Consider the following 23,524-nt stretch of genomic DNA (forward strand, 5'->3'; position numbering starts at 1 on the left):
AAGTATACGAGGAAAGTCGCCTTACAATCACTAATCGCCGTAGACTACTGCTAATTATTGGGATGAGGACAGGAAATACTATGAAGGACAATAACGCGGTTTTAACAATCGCGGATATCGGCTACCGCGTGGGTGAAACCACAATCCTTGAAAACGTTAATTTTACCGTCTCCCCGGGCGAGTTTCGGCTGATTACCGGGCCGTCCGGCTGCGGAAAAAGCACGCTGCTGAAAATTATAGCCTCGCTGCTAAGCCCAACGTCGGGCGCGCTTTTTTTCGAGGGAAAGGATGTTGCCACGCTCTCTCCTGAAGCGTATCGCCAGCAGGTCTCGTATTCGGTGCAAACGCCGACCCTTTTTGGCGACACGGTGTACGACAACCTGATATTCCCCTGGCAGATCCGCAACAAGACGCCCGAACCCGAGCGGCTTTCCGCCGATCTGGCGCGCTTTGGCCTGCCGCAGGAGACGCTGACCAAATCCATCTCTGAACTTTCGGGCGGCGAAAAGCAGCGCATCTCGCTGATCCGCAACCTGCAGTTTTTGCCCCGCGTTCTGCTGCTGGATGAAATTACCAGCGCGCTGGACGAGATAAACAAGCGCAACGTGAATGACATTATTCATCGCTACGCGAAAGAGCAAAATATTGCCGTGCTGTGGGTTACGCACGATTCAAACGAAATAGAACACGCGGACGACGTGATAACGCTGCGGGCGCACGGTCGCAGCCAGCAGGAGGCACATCATGGGTGAACATAATATTACCAACGAATCGCTGGCGTTTTCGATGGTGCTGGTACTGGTTGCGATTGTCGTCAGCAACCGGGAAAAGCTGGGGCTGGAGAAGGATATCATCTGGAGCATCTGCCGCGCGGTGATTCAGCTGGTGATCGTGGGCTACGTCCTCAAATACATCTTTAACGTTGACCACGCGGTACTCACGCTGCTGATGGTGCTGTTCATCTGCTTCAACGCGGCGTGGAATGCGAAAAAGCGCAGCAAGTATATTGATAAGGCCTTTACCTCTTCATTTATCGCGATTACTGCCGGTACGGCGCTGACGCTGGCGGTACTGGTCTTCTCTGGCTCAATTGCGTTCACGCCGATGCAGGTGATCCCGATTTCCGGGATGATTGCGGGCAATGCGATGGTGGCGGTCGGGCTGTGCTACAACAATCTTGGGCAGCGCTTTAGCAGCGAACAGCAGCAGATTCAGGAGAAGCTCAGCCTGGGCGCCACGCCGAAGATGGCTTCCGCAAGGCTGATACGCGACAGCATTCGCTCGTCGCTGATCCCAACGGTAGATTCCGCAAAAACGGTGGGGCTGGTAAGCCTGCCGGGGATGATGTCGGGGCTGATTTTTGCCGGGATCGACCCGGTGAAGGCGATCAAGTATCAAATTATGGTCACGTTTATGCTGCTGTCTACGGCAAGCCTGTCGACCATTATTGCCTGCTACTTAACGTATCGGAAGTTTTACAACGCGCGCCATCAGCTGGTGGTGACGCAGTTGAAGAACGAGCGGTGAATGTGCCGGGCGGCACCGCCGACTCGCGTTTTGTAGGCCCGGTAAGCGCGAGCGCCACCGGGCGCTTTCATCAGTAAAGCAGAGCGTAAAGCTGGCGACGGTACTTCGACGCCAGCGCATCACCCGTTCCCAGCGCCGCCAGAATCTCCTGGAACATCTTGCGCGCCTGGCCGTCCGCGGCTGCCAGATCCGTTTTCAAATGGCCAAACAGCAGTTCCAGCGCCTCTTCGTTGCGCCCTACCTGATGCAGCTGCAGCGCCAGCTGGCTGGCCAGCGCGGCGTCGGCCGGGTTGTCGGCAACCTGCTGCGAAAGCTGCTGAATCTCCGGCGTATCTGCCGCCTGCTTGAGCAGATCAATCTGCGCCACCAGGCCCTGATAGCGGGTGTCCTGATCCTGCATTGGGATGGTCTTCAGCACGGCTTCTGCCTCTTCTGAGCGGTGCAGGGCAATCTGCGTTTCCGCCAGCAGCAGGCCAATCTGGCTGTCCTGGTTGGACAGCTGCCACGCCTCTTTCAGCAGCGGCAGCGCCTCGTCGTACTTGCCTTCCTGCATCAGCGCCATGGCTTCCTGCGCCTTCAGCTCTTCTTCGCGCGGCAGCACTTTATCCAGCAGGGCGCGGATCGCCTCCTCAGGCTGCGGCCCCTGGAAGCCGTCAACGGGCTGACCGTTCTGGAACAGATAGACGGTCGGAATGGCGCGCAGGCCAAACTGCGAGGCCACCATCTGCTCGGCGTCGCAGTCCAGTTTTGCCAGAAGGAACTGGCCGTTGTACTGCGCGGCAAGGCGTTCGAGTACGGGCGTTAGCTCAAGGCAGTGCTGGCTGCGTTCAGACCAGAAGTAGAACAGCACCGGTTTCGTCATCGACTGTTCGAGCGTCTGGTGCAGGTTTGCTTCGTTAATATTTACGATATTCTGTGCGGACATGCGGCCTTCTCTGTTTATCGGTTTGTTCTATACATGGGGATGCGCGACGAGGCTTCAACTCACCCCTGTAAAATTTTGTCCATCAGGCGGCCCGGCAGCAGGCGCTTGAGCAGGCCCACCGCGTGGGTGACCAGCGTCACCGGATAGCGCAGCTTTGGACGCTCGCTCTCAAAAGCGTGGCGCACTTTGGCGACGACGGCGTCGGGACCCAGCGTAAACCGGGCGGCTATGCCGGGGTTCTCGACCGGTTTATCCGCCTGCGTCTGGTTAACGTTTTCGGTAAAGCGGGTGCGAATGGGGCCGGGCTCAATCAGGCTCACCTTGATTCCGCTGTGGCGCAGCTCCATACGCAGGGCGTCGGACCAGGCCTCCAGCGCATATTTGCTTGCCGCGTACGCGCCGCGTCCCGGCGTGGAGATCAGGCCCATGACCGAGGAGGTCATGACGATACGACCCTCGCCGTGGGGCAGCATGGCGGGCAGCAGGCGCATCGTGAGCTGATGAACGCCAAAGAAATTGGCGGAAAACTGTTGCTCAAGCTGGTCGCGGGACAAGGTTTGCAGCGGGCCGTACACGCCGTAGCCGGCGTTATTAAACAGCCCGTACAGACGGTTGTTGGTCAGGGCGATAACCTCATCGGCGGCGCGTTCAATGCTCTGCGGCGAGTCCAGATCGAGCTGCACGCCTGTTAAGCCCATGCCGTTCATGCGGGCGACATCTTCGGGCTTGCGGCAGGCCGCCAGCACCCAAAATCCCTGGCGCTTCAGCTCAAGGGCGCTTTCAAGACCAATACCGCTGGAACATCCTGTAATTAAGACCGATTTTTGCATAACTTTACCTGTCATGAACTCAGCTTTTTGACGAGTCATGGTTAACTAAAGGAGCGAGCCGCGTTGCCATCCAGTCGGCAATAAACGGCTGCGCGTCGCGATTGGGGTGGATCCCGTCGTCCTGCATCCACTGAGGCTTCAGATAAACCTCTTCCATGAAAAACGGCAGCAGGGGAATATCGAACTCTTTCGCAAGCTTAGGGTAGATTGCGCTAAAGGCTTCATTATAGCGGCGTCCGTAGTTAGCGGGCAGGCGAATTTGCATCAGCAGCGGCTGCGCGTCAGCGGCTTTGATGCTTTGTAAAATGGTGCGCAGCGTTTGTTCGGTTTGCTGAGGCTGGAAGCCGCGCAGGCCGTCGTTGCCGCCGAGTTCGACCAGCACCCAGCGCGGCTGGTGCTGCTTGAGCAGCGCAGGCAGGCGCGCCAGCCCCTGCTGCGACGTATCGCCGCTGATGCTGCCGTTTACTACGGCCGGTTTGGTCTGCCATTTATCGCTAAGCAGAGCGGGCCAGGCGGCATTCGCCGCCATGCGATAGCCTGCGCTCAGGCTATCGCCGAGAACAAGTAACGTGTCCGCTGCCGCCGCGCGGAAGGTCATCAGAATCAAAAACAGGAAGGGCAAATGCCAGCGGAAAACAGTGTTGAAGTTCATCATCTTAAGAAGTCCGTCGGTCAGGGGGAACACGAGCTTTCCATCCTTACCGGAGTTGAACTCGTTGTCAAACGCGCCGAAACCATCGCGCTGATCGGGGAGTCGGGGTCCGGCAAGTCCACGCTGCTGGCGATTTTAGCCGGGCTGGACGACGGCAGCAGCGGCGAGGTACATCTGGTGGGCCAGCCGCTGCACGCCCTGGACGAAGAGGCGCGCGCCGCGCTGCGCGCTCGACATATCGGTTTCGTCTTTCAGTCCTTCATGCTCATTCCCACGCTCAACGCGCTGGAAAACGTCGAGCTGCCGGGCCTGCTGCGCGGCGAACATACCCGCCAGAGCCGCGATCACGCCAAAGCGCTGCTGGAACAGCTGGGGCTGGGAAAACGCCTCGATCATCTTCCGGCGCAGCTTTCCGGCGGAGAACAGCAGCGCGTGGCCCTGGCGCGCGCGTTTAACGGCCGCCCCGAAGTGCTGTTTGCCGACGAGCCGACCGGCAACCTTGACCGTAAAACCGGGGACAAAATTGCCGATCTGCTGTTTTCACTCAACCGCGAGCACGGCACCACGCTGATTCTGGTCACGCACGATCCGCAGCTGGCGGCGCGCTGCGACCGACGCCTGCGCCTGGTGAACGGTGTTCTTCAGGAGGAAGCATGATTGCCCGCTGGTTCTGGCGCGAATGGCGCTCGCCCTCGCTGCTGATCGTCTGGCTGGCGCTGAGCCTGGCGGTGGCGTGCGTGCTGGCGCTCGGCAGCGTGAGCGACCGCATGGAAAAAGGCTTAAGCCAGCAGAGCCGCGAATTTATGGCGGGCGACCGCACGCTGCAAAGCTCCCGCGCAATCTCCCCGGCCTGGGTAGAGGAAGCGCGCAGGCTGGGGCTGAAGGTGGGGGAGCAAATCACCTTCCAGACCATGACCTTCGCGGGGGATACGCCACAGCTGGCCAGCGTTAAGGCCGTCGATGGCATTTACCCGATGTACGGCGAGCTGCAGACCAGCCCGCCGGGCCTGAAGCCGAGGCCCGGCACGGTGCTGCTGGCCCCGCGCCTGATGGCGCTGCTTAATTTAAAAGCGGGCGACAGCATCGACGTCGGTGACGCCACGCTGAAAATTGCCGGGGAGGTGGTGCAGGAGCCTGATTCCGGCTTCAACCCGTTCCAGCTTGCTCCGCGCCTGCTGATGAACACGGCGGACGTGGCAAAGACCAATGCCGTTCAGCCGGGAAGCCGCGTCACCTGGCGCTACAAGTTTGGCGGCGCGCCCGAGCAGCTGGCGGCGTATGAAAAGTGGCTGCTGCCGCAGCTTAAGCCGGAGCACCGCTGGTTCGGGCTGGAGCAGGACGAGGGGGCGCTGGGCAAATCTCTTGAGCGCTCCCAGCAGTTCCTGCTGCTCTCGGCGCTGTTAACCCTGCTGCTGGCCGTGGCGGCCGTCGCCGTGGCGATGGGGCACTACTGCCGCAGCCGCTACGATCTGGTGGCGATCCTCAAAACCCTCGGCGCGGGCAGGGCGCAGCTGCGCAGGCTGATCGTCGGCCAGTGGCTGATGGTGCTTGCCCTGTCTGCCGTGACCGGCGGCGCAATAGGCCTGCTGTTTGAAAAGCTGCTGATGGTGCTGCTGAAACCGGTATTGCCCGCCGCGTTACCGCCGGCAAGCCTCTGGCCGTGGCTGTGGGCCATCGGTGCGATGACGGTGATATCGCTGCTGGTGGGGCTGCGTCCTTACCGGCTGCTGCTGGCGACCCAGCCCCTGTGCGTGCTGCGTCGGGACGCGGTGGCTAACGTCTGGCCGCTGAAGTTCTATCTTCCGGTCATCATCGCCGTGGCGGTGGGCCTGCTGGCCTGGCTGATGGGCGGCAGTACGCTGCTGTGGGCCGTGCTGGCGGGGGCCGTTGTGCTGGCTCTGCTGTGCGGCGCGGTGGGCTGGATGCTGCTTAAGCTCCTGAAGACATTAACGGTTAAATCCCTGCCGATCCGGCTGGCGGTGAACCGTCTGCTGCACCAGCCGTGGTCAACCCTGAGCCAGCTTTCGGCATTTTCGCTGTCGTTTATGCTGCTGGCGCTGCTGCTGGTGCTGCGCGGCGATCTGCTGGACCGCTGGCAGCAGCAGCTTCCGCCGGAGAGCCCGAACTATTTTCTGATCAACATTGCCCCGGAGCAGGTCACGCCGCTGAAGGCGTTCCTTGCCGAGCATATGATTGTCCCGGAATCGTTCTATCCGATCGTTCGCGCGCGGCTGACGCAGATTAACGGCCAGCCGACGGAGGGGAATAAGGACGAAGCGCTTAACCGCGAGCTGAACCTGACGTGGCAGGACACGCGCCCGGACCATAATCCGATTACCGCCGGGAGCTGGCCGCCGAAGGCGGGCGAGGTCTCGATGGAAGAGGGGCTGGCGAAACGCCTGAACGTGGGGCTGGGGGATAGCGTGACCTTCACCGGCGACACCCAGGACTTCAGCGCTAAGGTGACGAGCCTGCGCAAGGTCGACTGGGAAAGCCTTCGCCCGAACTTCTTCTTTATCTTCCCGCCCGGCGCGCTGGACGGTCAGCCGCAGAGCTGGCTGACGAGCTTCCGCTGGGAGAACGGCAACGGCATGCTGACGCAGCTTAACCGCGAGTTTCCAACGGTCAGCCTGCTGGATATTGGCGCGATCCTGAAGCAGGTAGGACAGGTGCTGGAGCAGGTGAGCCGCGCGCTGGAGGTCATGGTGGTGCTGGTGACGATCTGCGGCCTGCTGCTGCTGCTGGCGCAGGTGCAGGTCGGCATGCGTCAGCGCCACCAGGAGTTGGTTGTCTACCGCACGCTGGGAGCCAGCAGGCGCCTGCTGCGCACTACGCTCTGGAGCGAGTTTGCCCTGCTGGGGCTGGTGGCCGGTCTGGTTGCTGCCGTGGGCGCGGAAACCGCGCTGGCGGTGCTGCAAACTAAGGTCTTCGACTTCCCGTGGCAGCCCGATCTGCGACTGTGGCTGACGCTGCCCGTCGGCGGCGCGGTATTACTTTCGCTGTGCGGCGGCTGGCTTGGCACGCGGCTGCTTAAGGGCAAGGCGCTGTTCCGCCAGTTCGCGAGTTAGTTTACGGTCGTGATGATTACGCACCGGTTTATATGCTGGTGCGTAATCCCCTGGTAGCACAAAACGATAATACCCGGACGTTTAGTAGCACAAATCATTAAAAACCTGCCGACACAGCCCCTTTATTTCCAGTTAATATTCACCAGCTAAATATTTAGCAGCGTGTCTATCAAGGAAAAATAATGACTATAAAAACAACAGCGCTGGCAGCAGCCATTGGCGCAGCGGTGGCATTAACGTCTTTCGCTTCTCAGGCGGAAATCACTATCCTGAAACAAGATCCACAGGCGGGTAACCCGCTGAGCCGTCTGAACTTCACCGTGGGCGGCAGCATCCGTCCACAGTTCCAGAACATGACCGGCGACGATGGTAAAAACGGCTATAAGCGTAACGGCTTCGACGGCGGCACCCGTTTCCGCTTCGCGGCGGATTACTACCTGTTTGATGACATCAGCTGGATCAGCTACTACGAGCTGGGCGTGAACATTCCTGCTCAGTTCAACTGGGACAACCACTACGCCGACGGCGCGCACGATACCAGCCGCCGCATGCTTTACACCGGCCTGAAGAGCGATACCTGGGGTACGCTGACCTTCGGCCAGCAAAACAGCGTCTACTATGACGTGGTAGGTGCGAAAACCGATATCTGGGACTACGACATGATCGGCCAGGCGCCGGGTAACGGGATCAACGGCGACTACGACGGTTCCTACCGTTCACGCCAGATGCTGAAATACAAGAAAACCGTAGGCGATGCGGACATCTATGCTTCCTACCTGTTTGAAGACAGCGAATACCTGCCGGGCAACGGCCTGCGCTACAAGCGTAAAGGCGGCGGCTCGCTGGGTCTGGATTACCATCTGACCACCGACCTGACCTGGGGCGCAGCCTGGAACTACACCCGCGCGGATATGCGTAACCCGCAAAACGGCGACAGCAAATCCTACGATCAGAACATCCTGGGTACGGCCCTGAGCTGGACGCCGGATAACTGGACCTTCTCTGCAGGCGGCGGCTGGTATCAGAACTTCCTGACCACCAAAAAAGTCTCTACGGATAACTACTTCGCGGGCGACGCGTGGGGTATTGAATACTTCGCAGGGTATAAATTCCCAATCGGTCAGTACGCGGTGAAATCTATTCAGCCTTACTTCATGGGCGATCGCATCGAGTACGTGAACGGTCGTAACTACCAGCGCATCGACAACGGCGTGGGTATCAGCTTCCAGCTGGACTACGGCTTCCGCGTGGATTACGAACACGTGTTCACCTCAAGCACCGACAACCTGGGCGATATGAACCTGGTGCGTCTGCGCTACGACTTCTAAGGTCGTTTTGCCGGGTGCGGCCTGATGCCCTCACCCTGACCCTCTCCCACGGGGAGAGGGAACAAACATTTAAAACGGCAACCTGGTTGCCGTTTTGCGTTTACTTCGCTAGCGCTCAAGCCACTCGGCAATGTCTTCGAACGTTCCGCGAAAAACAATTTTCTCCGCTTTCTTTTCAAGCTGATAGCGGTACATCGGGTCGTAATAATCGTTCAGCAGCGGCGCGAGCCAGCTGAAGTGCGCCTCTGTGCTGCCGGAACGCTGCTGTTCCGCCAGCGCGGCATCGAGCAGCGCCGTGAACTCCGCAAAGCGCTGCAGCCCCAGGCGGCGGCGAATCGCATACAGGCCGTGGTGCAGGTATTCGCTGTACTCCGTCCAGCCCGCCTCTTCACCGTACGCGGCGGCAAAGTCGGCCCACATGTGGTCGAAATACTCTTCGCGCAGGCGCTCAAGACGAATATCAAACGGGTCTTCGACCACAACGATAGGGGCTTCAACCATGCGATCCCGCAGGCACTCCGGCAGGTGGTTAGAGCCAATCATTCGGCCTTCATCTTCCAGCACCCAGCGCGCCGCGTCTTTTTTCAACAGCTCAACCGCAAGGTGGTTTTCGAAGCTTGCCTGAGAGCGCTGCGGCGTCAGCGTGCGGCCAAACGACGAGCCGCGGTGGTGCGCCAGTCCTTCAAGATCAACGCCCTGCGCGTGCTGCTTCACCAGCAGCGTTTTGCCGCTGCCGGTACAGCCGCCGATCAGCACCATCGGCTTTTGTACCTGCTCGGCGGTAGCCTGAATCGCCGTCTGGCGCAGGGCTTTATAACCGCCCGCGACCAGCGGGTACTCCACGCCAGCCTCTTTGAGCCAGGCCTGCGTAATGTGCGAGCGCTGCCCGCCGCGCGCGCAGCAGAGATAGCCCCCGGGATTAGCAAGGCAGGCCTCGCGCCAGGCGGTGATTCTCGCCTCGCGGATATTTCCCTTCACCAGGCTATGGCCGAGTGCGAGCGCCGCCTCGGGCCCCTGGCGCTTGTAGCAGGTCCCCACGGCGGCGCGTTCGTCGTCGTTCATTAAGGGCAGGTTGATTGCGGCGGGCATCGCGCCCTGGGCAAATTCGATCGGCGCGCGAACGTCGATTAAAGGGGTATCGGACGCGAGGATCGCGCGATAGTCCGTTCCATCGTTCATGGTTATTCCAGAAGAAAACTGAGCAGCAATGGGCGGGATTGTACGCCGGGGAAGGGGAAGGTCAACTCCCCGGCGGGGGATACTTACTTCAGTTTTGACTGCGCCCAGACAATGCCGCTGGCATATTCTGGCGGCAGCAGCGGGACGATCGCTTCCAGCGTGGCGCTCAGACGATCGTTGTCGACGTCGTTCAGGTTCAGGTGGCCCACCTTCCGGCCGGGACGCACCTCTTTGTCGTACCAGTGCAGATGCACCAGCGGCAGCTTCAGCCAGTTGGCGTTCAGATCGGTGCCGATCAGGTTGATCATCACCGACGGGCTGTTCACCACCGGCTGCGGCATCGGCAGGCCGGTAATAGCGCGCAGGTGCAGCTCAAACTGGCTGATGGACGCGCCGTTTTGCGTCCAGTGGCCGCTGTTGTGCACGCGCGGCGCCAGCTCGTTGATCAGCAGGCCGGACGGAGTGACGAAGCACTCCATCGCCATCACGCCCACGTAGCCCAGCTCGTGCATGATGGCCGAGAGCATCTCTTCCGCCTGCGCCTGCTGGGCGGCATTGGCCTGCGGGAACGCCACGCTTGTGCGCAGAATGCCGTCCTGGTGCAGGTTATGGGTCAGCGGATAAAACACGGTGCTGCCGTCGTGGGCGCGTGCCCCTACCAGCGACACTTCGCCGCTAAAGTTGATGCCCTGCTCAACGATGCACTCGCCGTAGCACTCATCCGGCAGCTGGTTGGTTTCATCGGCGCGCAGCCGCCACTGGCCGCGACCGTCGTAGCCGCCGACGCGGCGCTTAACGATTGCCAGATCGCCGAGCATGGCGAAGACGTCGTTCCACTCGCCTTTATCCGAGAGCAATTGCCACGGCGCGGTGGCGAGCCCGAGCCTGTCGAACAGCTGCTTTTGCGTCAGGCGGTCGGCAATAATCGGGAACACGTCGCGGTTCACGAAGGCGCTGTGGCGCGCCAGCTCGCGGGTCAGGGCGGTCTCCGGCCAGCGCTCAATCTCGGCGGTGATCACGCTCTGGTGAAAGGGAACGGCTTCCGGTTCGGCGTCCAGCCCGACGGGCCAGACGGCGATGCCCAGCGGCTCGCCGGCCTGGCGCAGCATGCGGCCCAGCTGGCCGTTACCCAGTACGCAGACCTGCTTCATGCCGCACCTCGTGGATCCGGGTTGTCCAGCACCTCGTCGGTCTGGGCCTTACGCCAGTCCGCCAGGCGCTGGCGCAAGCCTTTGTCGTGGGTAGCCAGAATCTGCGCGGCCAGCAGGGCGGCGTTGGCCGCGCCCGCTTTGCCAATCGCCAGCGTGCCGACCGGAATACCGCGCGGCATCTGAACGATGGAGTAAAGGCTATCGACGCCGCTCAGCGCGGCGCTTTGTACCGGTACGCCCAGCACCGGCACCAGGGTTTTCGCGGCAATCATGCCCGGCAGGTGTGCTGCGCCGCCCGCACCGGCAATAATCACCTCATAGCCGTTCTCTTCGGCGCCTTCGGCGAAGCTGAACAGCTTATCGGGAGTACGGTGTGCGGAGACCACTTCAACGTGGTGCGGAACGTCCAGGATTTCGAAGATTTCGGCGGCGAACTGCATGGTGGCCCAGTCGCTTTTGGACCCCATCACGATGGCGACACGCGCCGGATTATTGCGGGAAGACATGCGTCTTAAAACTCCTGTGGTGCGAAACACACTGCTTTCGAGGGCACAGAGAATAGCATGGAATATCGGCAAGGAAAACGGTTGCGCGGCTAAAGACGCCGCAAAGTCGTACGGATATTTAGAACGGAAAAGCGATAAGTTCGACGCCGCCAGGCGTGACTTTCACCATCGATCCTTCGCTGTGCCAGGCGCCTAATACCACGCGATGGGCGGGTTCGCCGCTAGCGATAAGTTCGTGGACGTCAGGACGGTGGGTATGGCCGTGGATCAGCCACTGGACGCGGTGCTTTTCCATCACGTCGACAACCGCCTGCGGGTTAACGTCCATGATGGTCATCGATTTGCTGCTGTTGGCGGCCCTGCTGCCCGCGCGCATTCTGGCGGCGATGCGGCTGCGGATAAACAGCGGCAGGGCGAGGAACAGCCTTTGGATCCACGGCGTGTGGACCTTGGCGCGAAACGCCTGGTAGCCGACGTCATCCGTACACAGCGTGTCGCCGTGCATGATCAGAACCTTGCGGCCGTAGAGGTCGAGCACCTGTTCTTCCGGCAGCAGCGTCATGCCGCTTTCGCGGGCGTAGCGCCTGCCGATCAGGAAATCGCGGTTGCCGTGAATGAAATAGCAGGGAACGCCGGACTCAACCAGCGCCTTAATGGCGGAGGCCATTTCACGGTGCAGCGGGTTGGGGTCGTCGTCGCCAATCCAGGCTTCAAAGAGGTCGCCGAGGATATACAGCGCGTCGGCGCTTTTCGCTTCACCGCGTAAAAAACGCAGAAAACCGGCGGTAATCGCCGGTTCTTCCGTTTGCAGATGCAGATCCGCAATAAAGAGTGTCGCCACGAATTACTCGCTGACGGTCACGCTTGTAATCACAACGTCTTCTTTTGGAACGTCCTGATGCATGCCGCTGCGGCCGGTGGAAACGGCTTTGATCTTATCAACCACGTCCATCCCTTCAACCACTTCTGCGAATACGCAGTAGCCCCAGCCCTGCAGGCTTTCGCCGGAGAAGTTCAGGAAGTCGTTATCGGCCACGTTGATGAAGAACTGGGCGGTCGCGGAGTGTGGCGCCTGAGTACGGGCCATTGCCAGCGTACCACGGGTATTTTTCAGGCCGTTGTTCGCTTCGTTTTTGATCGCTTCTTTTGTCTCTTTCTGGCGCATGCCAGGTTCAAAACCGCCGCCCTGGATCATAAAGCCGTTGATCACGCGGTGGAAAATGGTGTTGTTGTAGAAACCTTCGCGGCAGTAGTCCAGGAAGTTTTTAACTGTTTCAGGCGCTTTGTCATCAAAGGTTTTGATTACGATATCGCCATGATTAGTGTGGAAAGTAACCATTTTTGCATCCTGTTCCGTTATTGTGGTGCATCGACCCGCGTTCGGGTCACATATAGGGGCCTGTTATAGCATAACCGCAGGACGCGATCACCTTGCATTGTGTGCTGCTTCGACGATGAATAATGGGTATGATAGAAAAGTTACTATCCACACACGTCTCACATGGAATCTTCGATGTTAAAAATTTTTAATACAATGACGCGCCAAAAAGAGGAATTTAAACCTATCCATGCCGGGGAAGTCGGCATGTACGTGTGTGGAATCACGGTTTACGATCTCTGTCATATCGGCCATGGCCGTACCTTTGTCTCTTTTGACGTGGTGTCGCGCTACCTGCGTTTTCTGGGCTATAAACTGAAGTACGTGCGCAACATCACCGATATCGACGACAAAATCATCAAGCGTGCCAACGAAAACGGCGAAAGCTTCGTGGCGCTGGTCGATCGCATGATCGTCGAGATGCACAAGGACTTTGACGCCCTGAACATTCTGCGCCCGGACAGCGAGCCGCGCGCGACGCACCACATCCACGAAATTATCGAGATCACCGAAAAGCTGATCGAACGCGGTCACGCCTACGTGGCGGAAAACGGCGACGTAATGTTCTCCGTGCCAACGGACCCGACCTACGGCTCGCTGTCCCGTCAGGATCTGGAGCAGCTCCAGGCCGGCGCGCGCGTGGACGTGGTCGACGTGAAGCGTAACCCGATGGACTTCGTGCTGTGGAAGATGTCGAAAGAGGGTGAACCAAGCTGGCCGTCCCCGTGGGGCGAAGGGCGTCCGGGATGGCACATTGAGTGCTCCGCGATGAACTGCAAGCAGCTGGGCAAACACTTCGACATTCACGGCGGCGGTTCGGATCTGATGTTCCCGCACCACGAAAACGAAATTGCCCAGTCCACCTGCGCCCACGGCGGCGAATACGTCAACTACTGGATGCACTCCGGCATGGTGATGGTTGACCGCGAGAAGATGTCAAAATCGCTGGGCAACTTCTTTACCGTGCGCGACGTGCTGAAGTACTACGACGCGGAAACCGTGCGCTACTTCCTGATGTCCGGCCACTATCGCAGCCAGCTGAACTACAGCGAAGAGAACCTCAAGCAGGCCCGCTCGGCGCTGGAGCGCCTGTACACCGCGCTGCGCGGCACCGACAAATCCGTTGCGCCTGCGGGCGGCGAGGCGTTCGAAGCGCGCTTCATTGAGGTGATGAACGATGACTTCAACACCCCGGAAGCGTACTCCGTGCTGTTCGACATGGCGCGCGAGGTCAACCGCCTGAAGTCAGAAGATATGGCCGCGGCCAACGCGCTGGCGTCGCATCTGCGCAAGCTCTCTTCCGTGCTCGGCCTGCTGGAGCAGGAGCCGGAGGCGTTCCTGCAGGGCGGCGCGCAGGCGGACGACGGCGAAGTGGCGGAGATTGAAGCGTTGATCAAGGCGCGCCTGGAGGCGCGTCAGGCGAAAGACTGGGCGGCGGCGGACGCGGCGCGTAACCGTCTGACCGAGATGGGTATTATTCTGGAAGACGGCCCGCAGGGAACGACCTGGCGCCGTAAGTAATTTCCACCCTCACCCTAACCCTCTCCCTAAGGGAGAGGGGATCGTTCGGTTGTCTCCCTCTCCCCGTGGGAGAGGGCCGGGGTGAGGGCATCAGCGCGCGCGTTTTCTCCACCACAGCAACCCCATCAGCACTACCCCCGGTAGCCACACCCACTGCAGTTCCGAGATAATTACCTGATGCCCGTACGGCGTAGCGTAGCGCGACAGCGCAAACGGCGCGACCTTGATCACCTGCCACGGCGCGAAGAACCGTTCATCCGACCACGGCCACAGCCAGCCGACGCCTTTCCCGCCCGTGGTGATCGAATCCAGCAGGCTGTGCGACAGCAGCGAGACGGTTAAAAACAGCCAGCACCGCGTCAGGCTGGCCCTGAACCATCGTCGGCCAATCAGCACGCAGAGTATCGGCACCACAAAGGCGAACAGCAGGGAGTGGGTAAAACCGCGATGGCCGAAAATATTTCCGTAGGCGACGCCGAATTTAAACGCCAGCACGTCGGCGTCCGGCAGCATCGCGAGCATGACGCCGGCAAACAGCAGGCGGGGAGGGATGACTTTAGTTCCCAGGCCTAAGCCCAGGCAAAGAGGTACAGCGGCGTGAGTGATAACGGTAGGCATTGCAATTATTCCCGGCAAATCATGGAAATATAGCAGCGAATTCGCCCCAGCAAACCTGCGCCGAATTCTGAATTTACGCCGACTCGCGCGTGATAAGCTGCCCGGACAGGGTAATGCGCTGGGTTTGTAGATCCGGCTCTTTCAGCCTGCGGATCATCAGCCCGGCGGCCTGACGCCCGGTCTCTTCGCTGGCGGAGGAGACGTAGGTAAACGACGGCGAAGTCAGGTTAACGTGCAGCATATCCTCAAAGCCCACCAGCGCGACCTGCTGGGTTAAAAATACGTCTTTCCCCACGGTACGCCCCACCTGATGAATACCCGAGAGAGAACCAATTATCGCGTCCGGCGAATGGCAGAGCAGGGCGGTAATGGTGTTGTTCTTTTCCAGCAGATGGCGGGTGGCGAAGCCGGCGGCCATCGTGTCATCGCTGCAGGCGGGGGAATAGTCGTCGCGCCAGATCAGGCCGTTTTGCGTCATCGCGCTGCGAAAGCCGAGCAGGCGCTGCTCGCGGATCAGGCAGCCCTCGCGCCCGCCGATGTAGGCGATGTTGCGGTGCCCGCGCTCGATCAGGTAGCGCGCGGCCAGGTTTGCCGCCTGGCGGTTGTCGCGCATCACCAGGTTGCATTTCTCATCAAGCAGCGACTGCGAAACCGCGACCAGCGGCAGCGGACACTGGCGGATCTGCTCCGGCAGCGCCGAGGTGCGGGTGTCCGAGGCCAGATAAATTACGCCCGCCACGCCCTGCTGCTTGAAGGAGAGCAGGCAGCGCTCAAGGTGCTCGCCGTCGTTCAGCGGCTGGCCGAGGAATACCATATATCCCTGTTTTTCCAGCTCCTGAACGATGCTCGCCATCACCTTGATGGAAAAGCTGTCGCTGAAATCACGCAGGATCAGGCCGATCAGGTTAGAGGTGTTGGCGCGAAGGTTTGCGGCGGCCACGTTGTGCACGTAGCCCAGCGTCGTGATGGCATCATTGACCTTGCCGATGGTGGCCTCAGAGATTTTCCCCTTCTGGCGCAGCACCAGCGAGACGGTAGAGACCGACACGCCCGCGTGCTTTGCCACATCAATGATGCTGACTTTCTTCAAAACCGCTCCCTGAAATTCACTGATTATCAGCCAGATAAGACAACGTCTCCCAGCGTACAGGAGACGTGTCGTCCCGGCATCTTATTATTTGCCGATCATCGTGGACATGGTCTGGGCGATAAACTGTGCTCTGGCACCGAAAATCACCTGAATGCCGGTGTCACCGACGAAGACCACGCCGCGCGCGCCGAGCCCGTTCAGGCCGTCTTTGTCTACCGCATCGCTCTTCGCCACTTCCAGACGCAGGCGGGTAATGCAGGAACCGACGGAGTCGATGTTCTGCGCGCCGCCCAGCAGGCCGATAATCTCGGTGGCGATTTCGGTATCGGTTTTATCGTCGGCGCTGGCGGTCACTTCGGTACGACCCGGCGTTTTGACGTCGAAGCGGCGGATCACGAAGCGGAAGGTGAAGTAGTAAATCAGCGCCATCGGAATGCCGATGATAATGGCATTGAGGAAGTTGGTCTGATAGCCGTTGAACGACGGCAGGATGCCGAACGACAGGTAGTCGATAAAGCCCGCGGAGAAGGACTTGGCGATATGCGCATGCATCAGGTACATGGTCATGTAGGCCAGGCCCGCCATCACGGCGTTAAAGACGTACAGGATGGGCGCCACGAAGATGAAGGTGAACTCGACCGGCTCGGTGATCCCCGTCAGGAAACAGGTGAGCGCGGCGGAGAACAGAATACCGGCAGCAATCTTTTTATTCTTCGTGTGGGCTTCGTGATACATCGCGAGGCACGCGGCGGGCAGCGCGAACAGCATCAGCGGGAACTCGCCCTGCATGAACTTACCGGCGTTCTGGTAGGTGTCGCTGCTGAAGGACTTAACGCCTTCTTCCAGCATCTTGAACCAGATGGTCTGGTCGCCGTGGATCACCTGGCCCGCCTGGGTGGTGTAATCCCCGAACGAATACCAGAACGACGGATACCAGATGTGGTGCAGGCCGAGCGGGATCAGCGCGCGCTCCACCAGCCCGAAGATAAAGGTTGAGGCCGCCTGATTATCCCCGTTGACGACAACGGAGAGCGCGTCGATGCCGGACTGGATGTGCTGCCAGACGTACGGCAGCAGCAGCCCGAGCAGGAACGACAGAAACGCCGTCGCAATCGCCACAAAGCGCTTGCCGGAGAAGAAGCCGAGAAACTCCGGCAGCTGCATGGTGTGGAAGCGGTTATAGCACCAGGCCGCGAGAATACCGCAGATAAGCCCGCCGAAGACGCCCATCTGCAGCGTCGGGATGCCAACGACCATCGCGTATTTTCCGCCCTGGGACGCCATTTCCGGCGTGATGCTGAGCACGGTGCTGATGGTAATATTGGTCACAAACACCGACACCGCCGCGGAGAGCGCCGCGATGCCGGATTCCGACGCCAGGCCGACGGCAGAACCGATGGCGAACAGCATCGGCAGGTTATCAAAAATAACCCCGCCCGCGTTCATCATCAGCGGCAGGTGGAACTTATCGCCAAAGGCCAGCAGCAGCCCCGCAGCGGGAAGCAGTGAAATTGGCAGCATTAAGGCGCGGCCAATCATCGATAACTTAGACAGCGATTTCACAAACCCTGATATCAGACTCATGCTGATTTCCCCCGAGTAGCGCTTTTTTAGGCGCTGTTATTGTAAGTCGAACGTTTTAGTAGAACGTTCTACTTATCGTGAGGAAAGCCTGAATTTCGCGCAACACAATTTTAACCTTTCATCAGATGAAATAGTGATTATTTGAAGTTGATCGATAATTAACCTGAATGGATGTGGGGGATTGGCAGGGTATTGCCGGGTGGCAGCTTCGCCTTACCCGGCCTACAAACGGCGTTCGGACTGTTCCCTCTCCCCTTTGGGGAGAGGGTTAGGGTGAGGGGCTCAGGCCGTAACCGTCACGCTCTGACCTTCAAAGCTCACGGTCTGGCCCGCAACGATCTTGCAGCGCTTGCGGGTTTCCACCGCGCCGTCGACCTTAACGCGCCCGTCGGCAATCACGATTTTCGCCTGTGCGCCGCTTTCGCTCCAGCCTTCCAGCTTCAGCAGATCGCACAGCTCTACGTGCGGGTGTTTACCTAATGAAAATGTTGCCATCTTACGCGTCCTCTACGTCGTGATACTCCTCGCAGGCCTGCAAGGTATTCTGAATTAATGTGGCTACGGTCATCGGGCCTACGCCGCCCGGTACCGGGGTAATGTATGACGCGCGCGCGGCGGCATCTTCGAACACCACGTCGCCGACCACTTTGCCGTTTTCAAGACGGTTGATGCCAACGTCCACAACAATCGCGCCTTCTTTAATCCACTCGCCCGGTATAAAGCCCGGCTTGCCGACCGCGACGATCAGCAGATCGGCGTTTTCGACGTGGTGGCGCAGGTTCTTGGTGAAGCGGTGGGTCACGGTGGTGGTGCAGCCGGCCAGCAGCAGCTCCATGCTCATCGGACGGCCCACGATATTCGACGCGCCGATCACCACGGCGTTCAGGCCGTAGGTATCGATGTTGTAACGCTCGAGGAGGGTAACGATGCCGCGCGGGGTGCACGGGCGCAGGCGCGGCGCGCGCTGGCACAGGCGGCCCACGTTATACGGATGGAACCCGTCCACGTCTTTGTCCGGCGCGATGCGCTCAAGCACCTTCACGTTGTCGATGCCTGCAGGCAGCGGCAGCTGGACCAAAATTCCGTCGATCTCTTTATCGGCGTTCAGGGTGTCGATCAGTTCCAGCAGTTCGGCTTCGCTGGTGGTTTCCGGCAAATCGTAAGAGCGGGAGACGAAGCCCACCTCTTCGCACGCTTTGCGCTTGCTGCCGACATAAATCTGCGAAGCGGGGTTACTGCCTACCAGCACAACCGCCAGCCCCGGGGCGCGTTTTCCGGCCGCTGTACGCGCCTTCACTTTTTCCGCGACCTCAGAGCGCACCTGCTGCGCAATCGTTTTACCGTCAATAATTTTTGCTGCCATCAGAGAGAGGATTCCGTCTGTAACGTTTAAAAGGGGGGATGGCTATATTTTGTCAGAAGCCAGCGCCGCTGTCAGTCATCCTTTGCGAGATTTCGACGCTTGACGGTAACCCCTGGTGACTACAGGGTCAATTTCCGAGGCCGGATTAGGATGTGTCCTGGCGAAATCGCAGCGTTTTGACATATTTAAATATCACTTCCTGCGCTACTTTATCTGCTCCGAAATAAGCTTTCAATTACACAATTGAATGTATTTCTTTATTCCCGGCGAGCACGGGAAGGGTTATTTATATTTTAAAGGAATAGACATGAAACTCAGCAACATTGCTACGACTGTTATTGCAACTTTGGCCCTGGTCGCGGGTGCCGCTCACGCAGAAGATCCAAAAACGCCGGTTTCCGTTAATGGCGGTACTGTGCATTTTACAGGTGAATTAGTGAATGCCGCATGTTCAGTAAATACTGAATCTTCCGAGCAGACCGTTAACCTGGGTCAATATCGTACGGCGAAATTTACGAAAGTGGGCGACACCACGTCGAATATTCCATTCAAAATCGTGCTGAACGATTGCGACCCTACCGTTGCAACAACCGCATCCGTGGCGTTCACCGGTCAAATCGACGCAACCGATAAAACCCTGCTGGCCGTCACCTCCGGCAACAACGACAACAGCGCGAAAGGCGTGGGTATCGAGATCCTCGACAGCAAATCCACCACGCTGACGCCGGACGGCGCGACCTTCTCCGCGGCGAAAACGCTGATTCAGGGCACCAACACCCTGAACTTCAGCGCGCGCTATAAAGCGACCGCGGCAACCACGACTCCGGGTCAGGCCAACGCCGACGCGACCTTCGTGATGAAGTACGAGTAAGACCTTTTTTACAGGGATGTTTCGGCCTCAGGGATGAGGCCCGTCATACGTTAACGCTGAGAATATGATGACAAGGATCGGAACACTGCTGCTGTTAACGCTTGCGATGGTACATCAGGCATGCGCACACACCGTGGTAATCGACGGCGGGAAGGTGTACCTCCGAGGAGAGTTGGTCAACGGCGGCTGCGCGGTGGCGCCTGACAGCCTGAATATGCGCATTGATATGGGGCAATATCGCACCAACTCCTTTTCCGGCGTGGGCAGCTTTTCTACGGTCAACGTGCCGTTTACCGTGCGCTTACTCGACTGCAGCGTGGACGTCTCTCGCACCGTAGGCATTCAGTTTCAGGGGGACACTCCGGTGGAAGATCCTCAGGTGTTTCTGGCAACATCGCGACCCGGTGAAACGCCCGTCAGCAGCGGCGTGGGGCTAGCGCTATTTGACGAACAGCAGCGCCAGATCATTCCCAACGCGGCGGCCGTCAGCTTTTTGCCCATCGATACCCGCGAGCTTGCCTTTCATTTTAGCGCCCGCTATCGCGCTATTTCCGAACACCTCGTGCCAGGCCGTATTCAGTCAGACGTCTGGTTTACGTTGATTTATCCATAACGCCTTCTACGCCTGCAAACACATTATTAAAGGTATTGTTGTGATGAACTCCCTAATTAAACCAGGACTGATTTTTTCATTTATTTTGATGATGGTTTCCACCTGCGCAAATGCATCGGGCGGGATTGCGCTGGGCGCTACGCGCGTTATTTATCCGGCAGACGCGAAGCAGACGTCGCTGGCTATTACTAACAGTAATAAACAAGAGCGTTATTTAATTAACGCCTGGATTGAAAATGCGAACGGACAAAAAGAAAAAACTTTTGCCGTCACGCCGCCGCTGTTCGTCAGCGAACCGGACAGCGAGAATACGCTGCGCATTATTTATGCCGGTCCGGCCCTGCCCGCCGACCGCGAATCGCTGTTCTTTATGAACGTGAAGGCCATTCCGTCCGTGAGTAAAGCCGCCCAGGACGGCAATAACGTGCTCCAGCTGGCGATTCTGTCGCGCATTAAGCTGTTTGTACGCCCCGGCAAGCTGGCGATGCAGCCGGAAGAGGCGCTGTCGCACCTGCGCTTTGAGCGCGTGGGCAACCATCTTAAGGTCAGCAATGCCTCACCGTACTACGTCACGCTGGTTAACCTGAAAATGGGCGGCCAGACCCTGAACAACCTGATGGTGGCACCGAAAAGCAGCACGCAGCAGGTGATTCCTGCCGGCGCGAGCGGCACGCTCTCGTGGCAGAGCGTGAATGATTACGGTGCCATTACCCCGGCGCGCAGCGTCAACCTGTGAGCAGAGTCAGGGCGATGACAAATCACCAATGGCGATACTGCCCGGTTGCGCTGGCGCTGATGAGCACGCTCTGGCCGCACGTCGGCTGGGGCGAAAGCTACTTTAACCCGGCGTTTCTCTCCGACGATACCGCGAACGTGGCGGATTTGTCGCGTTTTGAACAGGGGCACCAGCAGGCGCCGGGCGTCTATCGCGTCGATATCTGGCGTAACGATGAGTTCATCGGGACGCAGGACGTGCGTTTTGAACAGGCGACCGGCACCACGCCGCCCGTGGCGGGAGGGCTGGCGGCCTGCGTGACGCGCAAAATGCTCGACAGGTTCGGCGTGAACATTGCCGCATTTCCCGAGCTGGCAAACTTTCAGGGCGACACCTGCGTTCCGCTGACGACCGCCATTCCCGGCAGCGAAGTGGCGTTTAACTTCGCCTCCCTGCGCCTTGACGTCAGCCTGCCTCAGGTGGCAATGGAAAACAGCGCGCGCGGCTATATTCCGCCCGAGCAGTGGGATGAGGGTATCCCCGCCGCGCTGCTGAACTACAGCTTCACCGGCAACCGGGGAAGCGATGACGACAGCTACTACCTCAACCTGCAAAGCGGCCTGAACTACGGTCCGTGGCGGTTGCGCAATAACGGCGCCTGGCGCTATTCGCAGAGCAACGGCGAGCGGCACAGCAGCTGGGAAAACATTGGCACCTGGGCACAGCGCACCGTGATCCCGCTGAAAAGCGAGCTGGTGCTCGGCGACAGCAATACCGGCAACGACGTGTTTGACAGCGTCGGCTTTCGCGGCGGGCGGCTTTACTCCTCCGACAGCATGTATCCCGACAGCCTGCAGGGCTACGCCCCTACCGTTCGCGGGATCGCCCGCACCCCGGCAAAAGTGGTTATCCGCCAGAACGGTTACGTCATCTATCAGAGCTACGTTCAGGCCGGGGCGTTCGCCATTACGGACCTGAACCCGACGTCCTCGAGCGGTGACCTTGAGGTGACGGTTGAGGAAAAGGACGGCAGCAGCCAGCGCTATACCGTGCCGTATTCCACCGTCCCTTTGCTCCAGCGCGAAGGGCGCTGGAAGTACGACCTGGTGGCGGGGGACTACCGCAGCGGCAACAGCGAGCAGGATACGCCGTTCTTCTCCCAGGGCACGCTGATCGCGGGCCTCGCCAACGGCTACACGCTGTACGGCGGCACGCAGCTGGCCTCGCGCTACACCGCGCTGGCCGTCGGCGCCGGGAAGAACCTGGGCGACTGGGGCGCCATATCGCTGGATATCACCCACGCGCGCAGCCAGCTGGCTGACGACAGCCGCCACGAGGGGCAGTCCTTGCGCTTCCTGTATGCAAAATCGCTCAACGGATTCGGCACTAACTTCCAGCTTCTCGGCTATCGCTACTCCACGAGGGGCTTTTACACCCTGGATGACGTCGCGTGGCGCTCGATGGAGGGCTATCAGTACGGCGACGGAAAGGACAACGACGGCGTCCCGGACGTGCAGAGCTATCACAACCTGACGTGGAATAAGAAAGGGCGCTTCCAGCTGAATATTTCTCAGTCGCTGGGGGATTACGGCTCGCTCTACGTTTCCGGCAGCGAGCAAACCTACTGGGGAACGGATCAGACCAACGTCTGGTATCAGCTCGGCTACGCGGGCGGCATGAACGGGATTAACTACTCCGTTTCCTGGTCCTGGAACAAGGCGGTTGGCATTGAAGGCACCGACCGGATCGCATCGTTCAACGTCTCCGTACCGCTCAGCCTCTTTACCGGCCACGGCTATCGTCGCAATAGCGCTATCGACAGGGCTTACGCCACGGCGTCGGCAAGCCGCAACAGCGATGGCGATACCAGCTGGCAGACCGGGGTCAGCGGCACGCTGCTCGACGGTCGCAACCTGAACTACAGCGTTACGCAGGGGCACACCAGCAATAACGGTGCCAGCGGAAGCGCCAGCGCCAACTGGCAGGCGACCTACGGCACGCTGGGCGTCGGGTATAACTACGCGCGCAACCAGCACGACGTCAACTGGCAGGCTTCCGGCGGCGTGGTCGGGCATGCGGACGGCGTGACCTTCAGCCAGCCGCTTGGCGATACCAACGTCCTGATCAAAGCCCCGGGCGCGAATGGCGTGAGCGTGGAGAACCAGACCGGCGTGAAAACGGACTGGCGCGGCTATGCGGTAATGCCATACGCCACCGTTTACCGCTACAACCGCATTGCGCTGGACGTCAACTCAATGAACAACAGTACCGACATTGAAAATAACGTATCGAGCGTCGTCCCGACCAGCGGCGCGCTGGTTCGCGCCAGCTTTGACACCCGCATCGGCGTTCGCGCGCTGATGACGGTCAGGCGCGGCGGTCAGCCGGTGCCGTTTGGTGCCGTGGTGCGTGAAACCCAAAGCGGCGTGACCAGCATGGTGGGCGATGACGGTCAGATTTACCTGAGCGGGCTGCCGCTTAAGGGGCAGTTGCTCATTCAATGGGGCAATGGTGCAAGCATGCAGTGCCGGGCGTCCTACAGCCTGCCGGAAGAGAGCCTGCAGCAGGCGATCACGCAACAGGAGATTACATGTGATTAATCATC

23 protein-coding genes are annotated in these 23,524 nt (G+C 59.5%); 10 read left to right on the forward strand and 13 right to left on the reverse strand.

The window, feature by feature from the left end:
- Window positions 1-80 precede the first annotated feature (80 nt).
- A complete protein-coding gene (fetA, locus tag V1599_RS07980; RefSeq protein WP_112011350.1) occupies window positions 81-752 on the forward strand; it encodes an iron efflux ABC transporter ATP-binding subunit FetA in 672 nt (223 codons plus the stop codon).
- Window positions 745-1,527, forward strand: a complete 783-nt coding sequence (gene fetB, locus V1599_RS07985; RefSeq protein ID WP_112011351.1) for an iron efflux ABC transporter permease subunit FetB — start codon at window positions 745-747, stop codon at window positions 1,525-1,527. Before fetA ends, fetB begins: the two co-directional genes overlap by 8 nt.
- Window positions 1,528-1,597: 70 nt before the next feature.
- Here fetB and V1599_RS07990 read toward each other — a convergent pair whose 3' ends face one another.
- From V1599_RS07990 to tesA, 3 genes are read right to left on the reverse strand one after another with little or no spacing between them, the layout of a single operon-like run.
- Window positions 1,598-2,452 (reverse strand): co-chaperone YbbN, encoded by an 855-nt coding sequence (locus tag V1599_RS07990; protein ID WP_112011352.1) that lies wholly within the window; start codon window positions 2,450-2,452, stop codon window positions 1,598-1,600.
- 59 nt (window positions 2,453-2,511) lie between these two features.
- Window positions 2,512-3,321, reverse strand: coding sequence for an SDR family oxidoreductase (locus V1599_RS07995; protein WP_395301304.1), 810 nt, complete (start codon window positions 3,319-3,321; stop codon window positions 2,512-2,514).
- Entirely contained in the window at window positions 3,302-3,934 is a 633-nt protein-coding gene (gene tesA, locus V1599_RS08000; RefSeq protein ID WP_395301562.1) for a multifunctional acyl-CoA thioesterase I/protease I/lysophospholipase L1, read from the reverse strand. The genes V1599_RS07995 and tesA overlap by 20 nt, the downstream gene beginning before the upstream one ends.
- On the opposite strand from tesA, the gene ybbA reads away from it, so the two are divergent.
- The 3 genes from ybbA to V1599_RS08015 all read left to right on the forward strand — a co-directional run bounded on the left by ybbA (window position 3,905) and on the right by V1599_RS08015 (window position 8,330).
- Complete coding sequence (ybbA, locus tag V1599_RS08005; protein WP_112011355.1) at window positions 3,905-4,591, forward strand: putative ABC transporter ATP-binding protein YbbA; 687 nt, start codon at window positions 3,905-3,907, stop codon at window positions 4,589-4,591. The two genes, tesA and ybbA, sit on opposite strands and share 30 nt — an antisense overlap.
- The gene (ybbP, locus tag V1599_RS08010) at window positions 4,588-7,002 is read left to right on the forward strand and encodes a putative ABC transporter permease subunit YbbP (protein WP_395301305.1); all 2,415 of its coding nucleotides are present in this window, start codon (window positions 4,588-4,590) and stop codon (window positions 7,000-7,002) included. Before ybbA ends, ybbP begins: the two co-directional genes overlap by 4 nt.
- A 182-nt stretch (window positions 7,003-7,184) precedes the next feature.
- Window positions 7,185-8,330 carry a porin gene (locus V1599_RS08015; protein WP_112011357.1) on the forward strand — a complete coding sequence of 382 codons (1,146 nt, stop codon included), beginning with the start codon at window positions 7,185-7,187 and terminating at the stop codon, window positions 8,328-8,330.
- Window positions 8,331-8,438: 108 nt separating this feature from the next.
- Here V1599_RS08015 and mnmH read toward each other — a convergent pair whose 3' ends face one another.
- From mnmH to ppiB, 5 genes are all read right to left on the reverse strand, one after another.
- On the reverse strand, window positions 8,439-9,509 hold the full coding sequence (mnmH, locus tag V1599_RS08020; RefSeq protein WP_395301306.1) for a tRNA 2-selenouridine(34) synthase MnmH: 1,071 nt from the start codon (window positions 9,507-9,509) through the stop codon (window positions 8,439-8,441).
- Between the two features lie 83 nt (window positions 9,510-9,592).
- Window positions 9,593-10,660, reverse strand: a complete 1,068-nt coding sequence (gene purK, locus V1599_RS08025; RefSeq protein ID WP_395301307.1) for a 5-(carboxyamino)imidazole ribonucleotide synthase — start codon at window positions 10,658-10,660, stop codon at window positions 9,593-9,595.
- Window positions 10,657-11,166, reverse strand: a complete 510-nt coding sequence (purE, locus tag V1599_RS08030) for a 5-(carboxyamino)imidazole ribonucleotide mutase (RefSeq protein ID WP_112011360.1) — start codon at window positions 11,164-11,166, stop codon at window positions 10,657-10,659. Before purE ends, purK begins: the two co-directional genes overlap by 4 nt.
- A gap of 118 nt (window positions 11,167-11,284) precedes the next feature.
- Complete coding sequence (gene lpxH, locus V1599_RS08035) at window positions 11,285-12,007, reverse strand: UDP-2,3-diacylglucosamine diphosphatase (RefSeq protein ID WP_112011361.1); 723 nt, start codon at window positions 12,005-12,007, stop codon at window positions 11,285-11,287.
- 3 nt (window positions 12,008-12,010) lie between these two features.
- On the reverse strand, window positions 12,011-12,505 hold the full coding sequence (gene ppiB, locus V1599_RS08040; RefSeq protein ID WP_000256009.1) for a peptidylprolyl isomerase B: 495 nt from the start codon (window positions 12,503-12,505) through the stop codon (window positions 12,011-12,013).
- Window positions 12,506-12,679: 174 nt separating this feature from the next.
- Here ppiB and cysS point away from each other — a divergent pair, with 174 nt between their 5' ends.
- Window positions 12,680-14,065 carry a cysteine--tRNA ligase gene (gene cysS, locus V1599_RS08045; RefSeq protein WP_297119536.1) on the forward strand — a complete coding sequence of 462 codons (1,386 nt, stop codon included), beginning with the start codon at window positions 12,680-12,682 and terminating at the stop codon, window positions 14,063-14,065.
- A 90-nt stretch (window positions 14,066-14,155) separates the two neighbouring features.
- Here the strand turns inward: cysS and V1599_RS08050 are convergent, their stop codons facing one another.
- The 5 genes from V1599_RS08050 to folD form a co-directional block, all read right to left on the reverse strand.
- Window positions 14,156-14,683 carry a metal-dependent hydrolase gene (locus tag V1599_RS08050; RefSeq protein ID WP_395301308.1) on the reverse strand — a complete coding sequence of 176 codons (528 nt, stop codon included), beginning with the start codon at window positions 14,681-14,683 and terminating at the stop codon, window positions 14,156-14,158.
- A 73-nt stretch (window positions 14,684-14,756) separates the two neighbouring features.
- Window positions 14,757-15,773 carry a Mal regulon transcriptional regulator MalI gene (gene malI / locus V1599_RS08055; protein ID WP_395301309.1) on the reverse strand — a complete coding sequence of 339 codons (1,017 nt, stop codon included), beginning with the start codon at window positions 15,771-15,773 and terminating at the stop codon, window positions 14,757-14,759.
- 84 nt (window positions 15,774-15,857) lie between these two features.
- Window positions 15,858-17,357, reverse strand: coding sequence for a PTS transporter subunit EIIC (locus tag V1599_RS08060; RefSeq protein ID WP_112011365.1), 1,500 nt, complete (start codon window positions 17,355-17,357; stop codon window positions 15,858-15,860).
- Window positions 17,358-17,639: 282 nt separating this feature from the next.
- A complete protein-coding gene (gene ybcJ / locus V1599_RS08065) occupies window positions 17,640-17,852 on the reverse strand; it encodes a ribosome-associated protein YbcJ (RefSeq protein ID WP_010428256.1) in 213 nt (70 codons plus the stop codon).
- Between the two features lies 1 nt (window position 17,853).
- Complete coding sequence (folD, locus tag V1599_RS08070) at window positions 17,854-18,720, reverse strand: bifunctional methylenetetrahydrofolate dehydrogenase/methenyltetrahydrofolate cyclohydrolase FolD (RefSeq protein ID WP_112011366.1); 867 nt, start codon at window positions 18,718-18,720, stop codon at window positions 17,854-17,856.
- Between the two features lie 307 nt (window positions 18,721-19,027).
- On the opposite strand from folD, the gene fimA reads away from it, so the two are divergent.
- From fimA to V1599_RS08090, 4 genes are all read left to right on the forward strand, one after another.
- Complete coding sequence (fimA, locus tag V1599_RS08075) at window positions 19,028-19,591, forward strand: type 1 fimbrial major subunit FimA (RefSeq protein ID WP_297119528.1); 564 nt, start codon at window positions 19,028-19,030, stop codon at window positions 19,589-19,591.
- A gap of 67 nt (window positions 19,592-19,658) precedes the next feature.
- Entirely contained in the window at window positions 19,659-20,204 is a 546-nt protein-coding gene (gene fimI / locus V1599_RS08080; protein WP_112011381.1) for a type 1 fimbrial protein subunit FimI, read from the forward strand.
- Window positions 20,205-20,247: 43 nt separating this feature from the next.
- Window positions 20,248-20,940, forward strand: a complete 693-nt coding sequence (gene fimC, locus V1599_RS08085; protein ID WP_395301563.1) for a type 1 fimbria chaperone FimC — start codon at window positions 20,248-20,250, stop codon at window positions 20,938-20,940.
- A 14-nt stretch (window positions 20,941-20,954) separates the two neighbouring features.
- On the forward strand, window positions 20,955-23,519 hold the full coding sequence (locus V1599_RS08090; RefSeq protein WP_395301310.1) for a fimbrial biogenesis usher protein: 2,565 nt from the start codon (window positions 20,955-20,957) through the stop codon (window positions 23,517-23,519).
- The last annotated feature ends 5 nt before the right edge of the window (window positions 23,520-23,524 follow it).

Origin of the sequence: Enterobacter sp. ECC-175 (genome assembly GCF_043968675.1) — a bacterium.
GTDB lineage: Bacteria > Pseudomonadota > Gammaproteobacteria > Enterobacterales > Enterobacteriaceae > Enterobacter.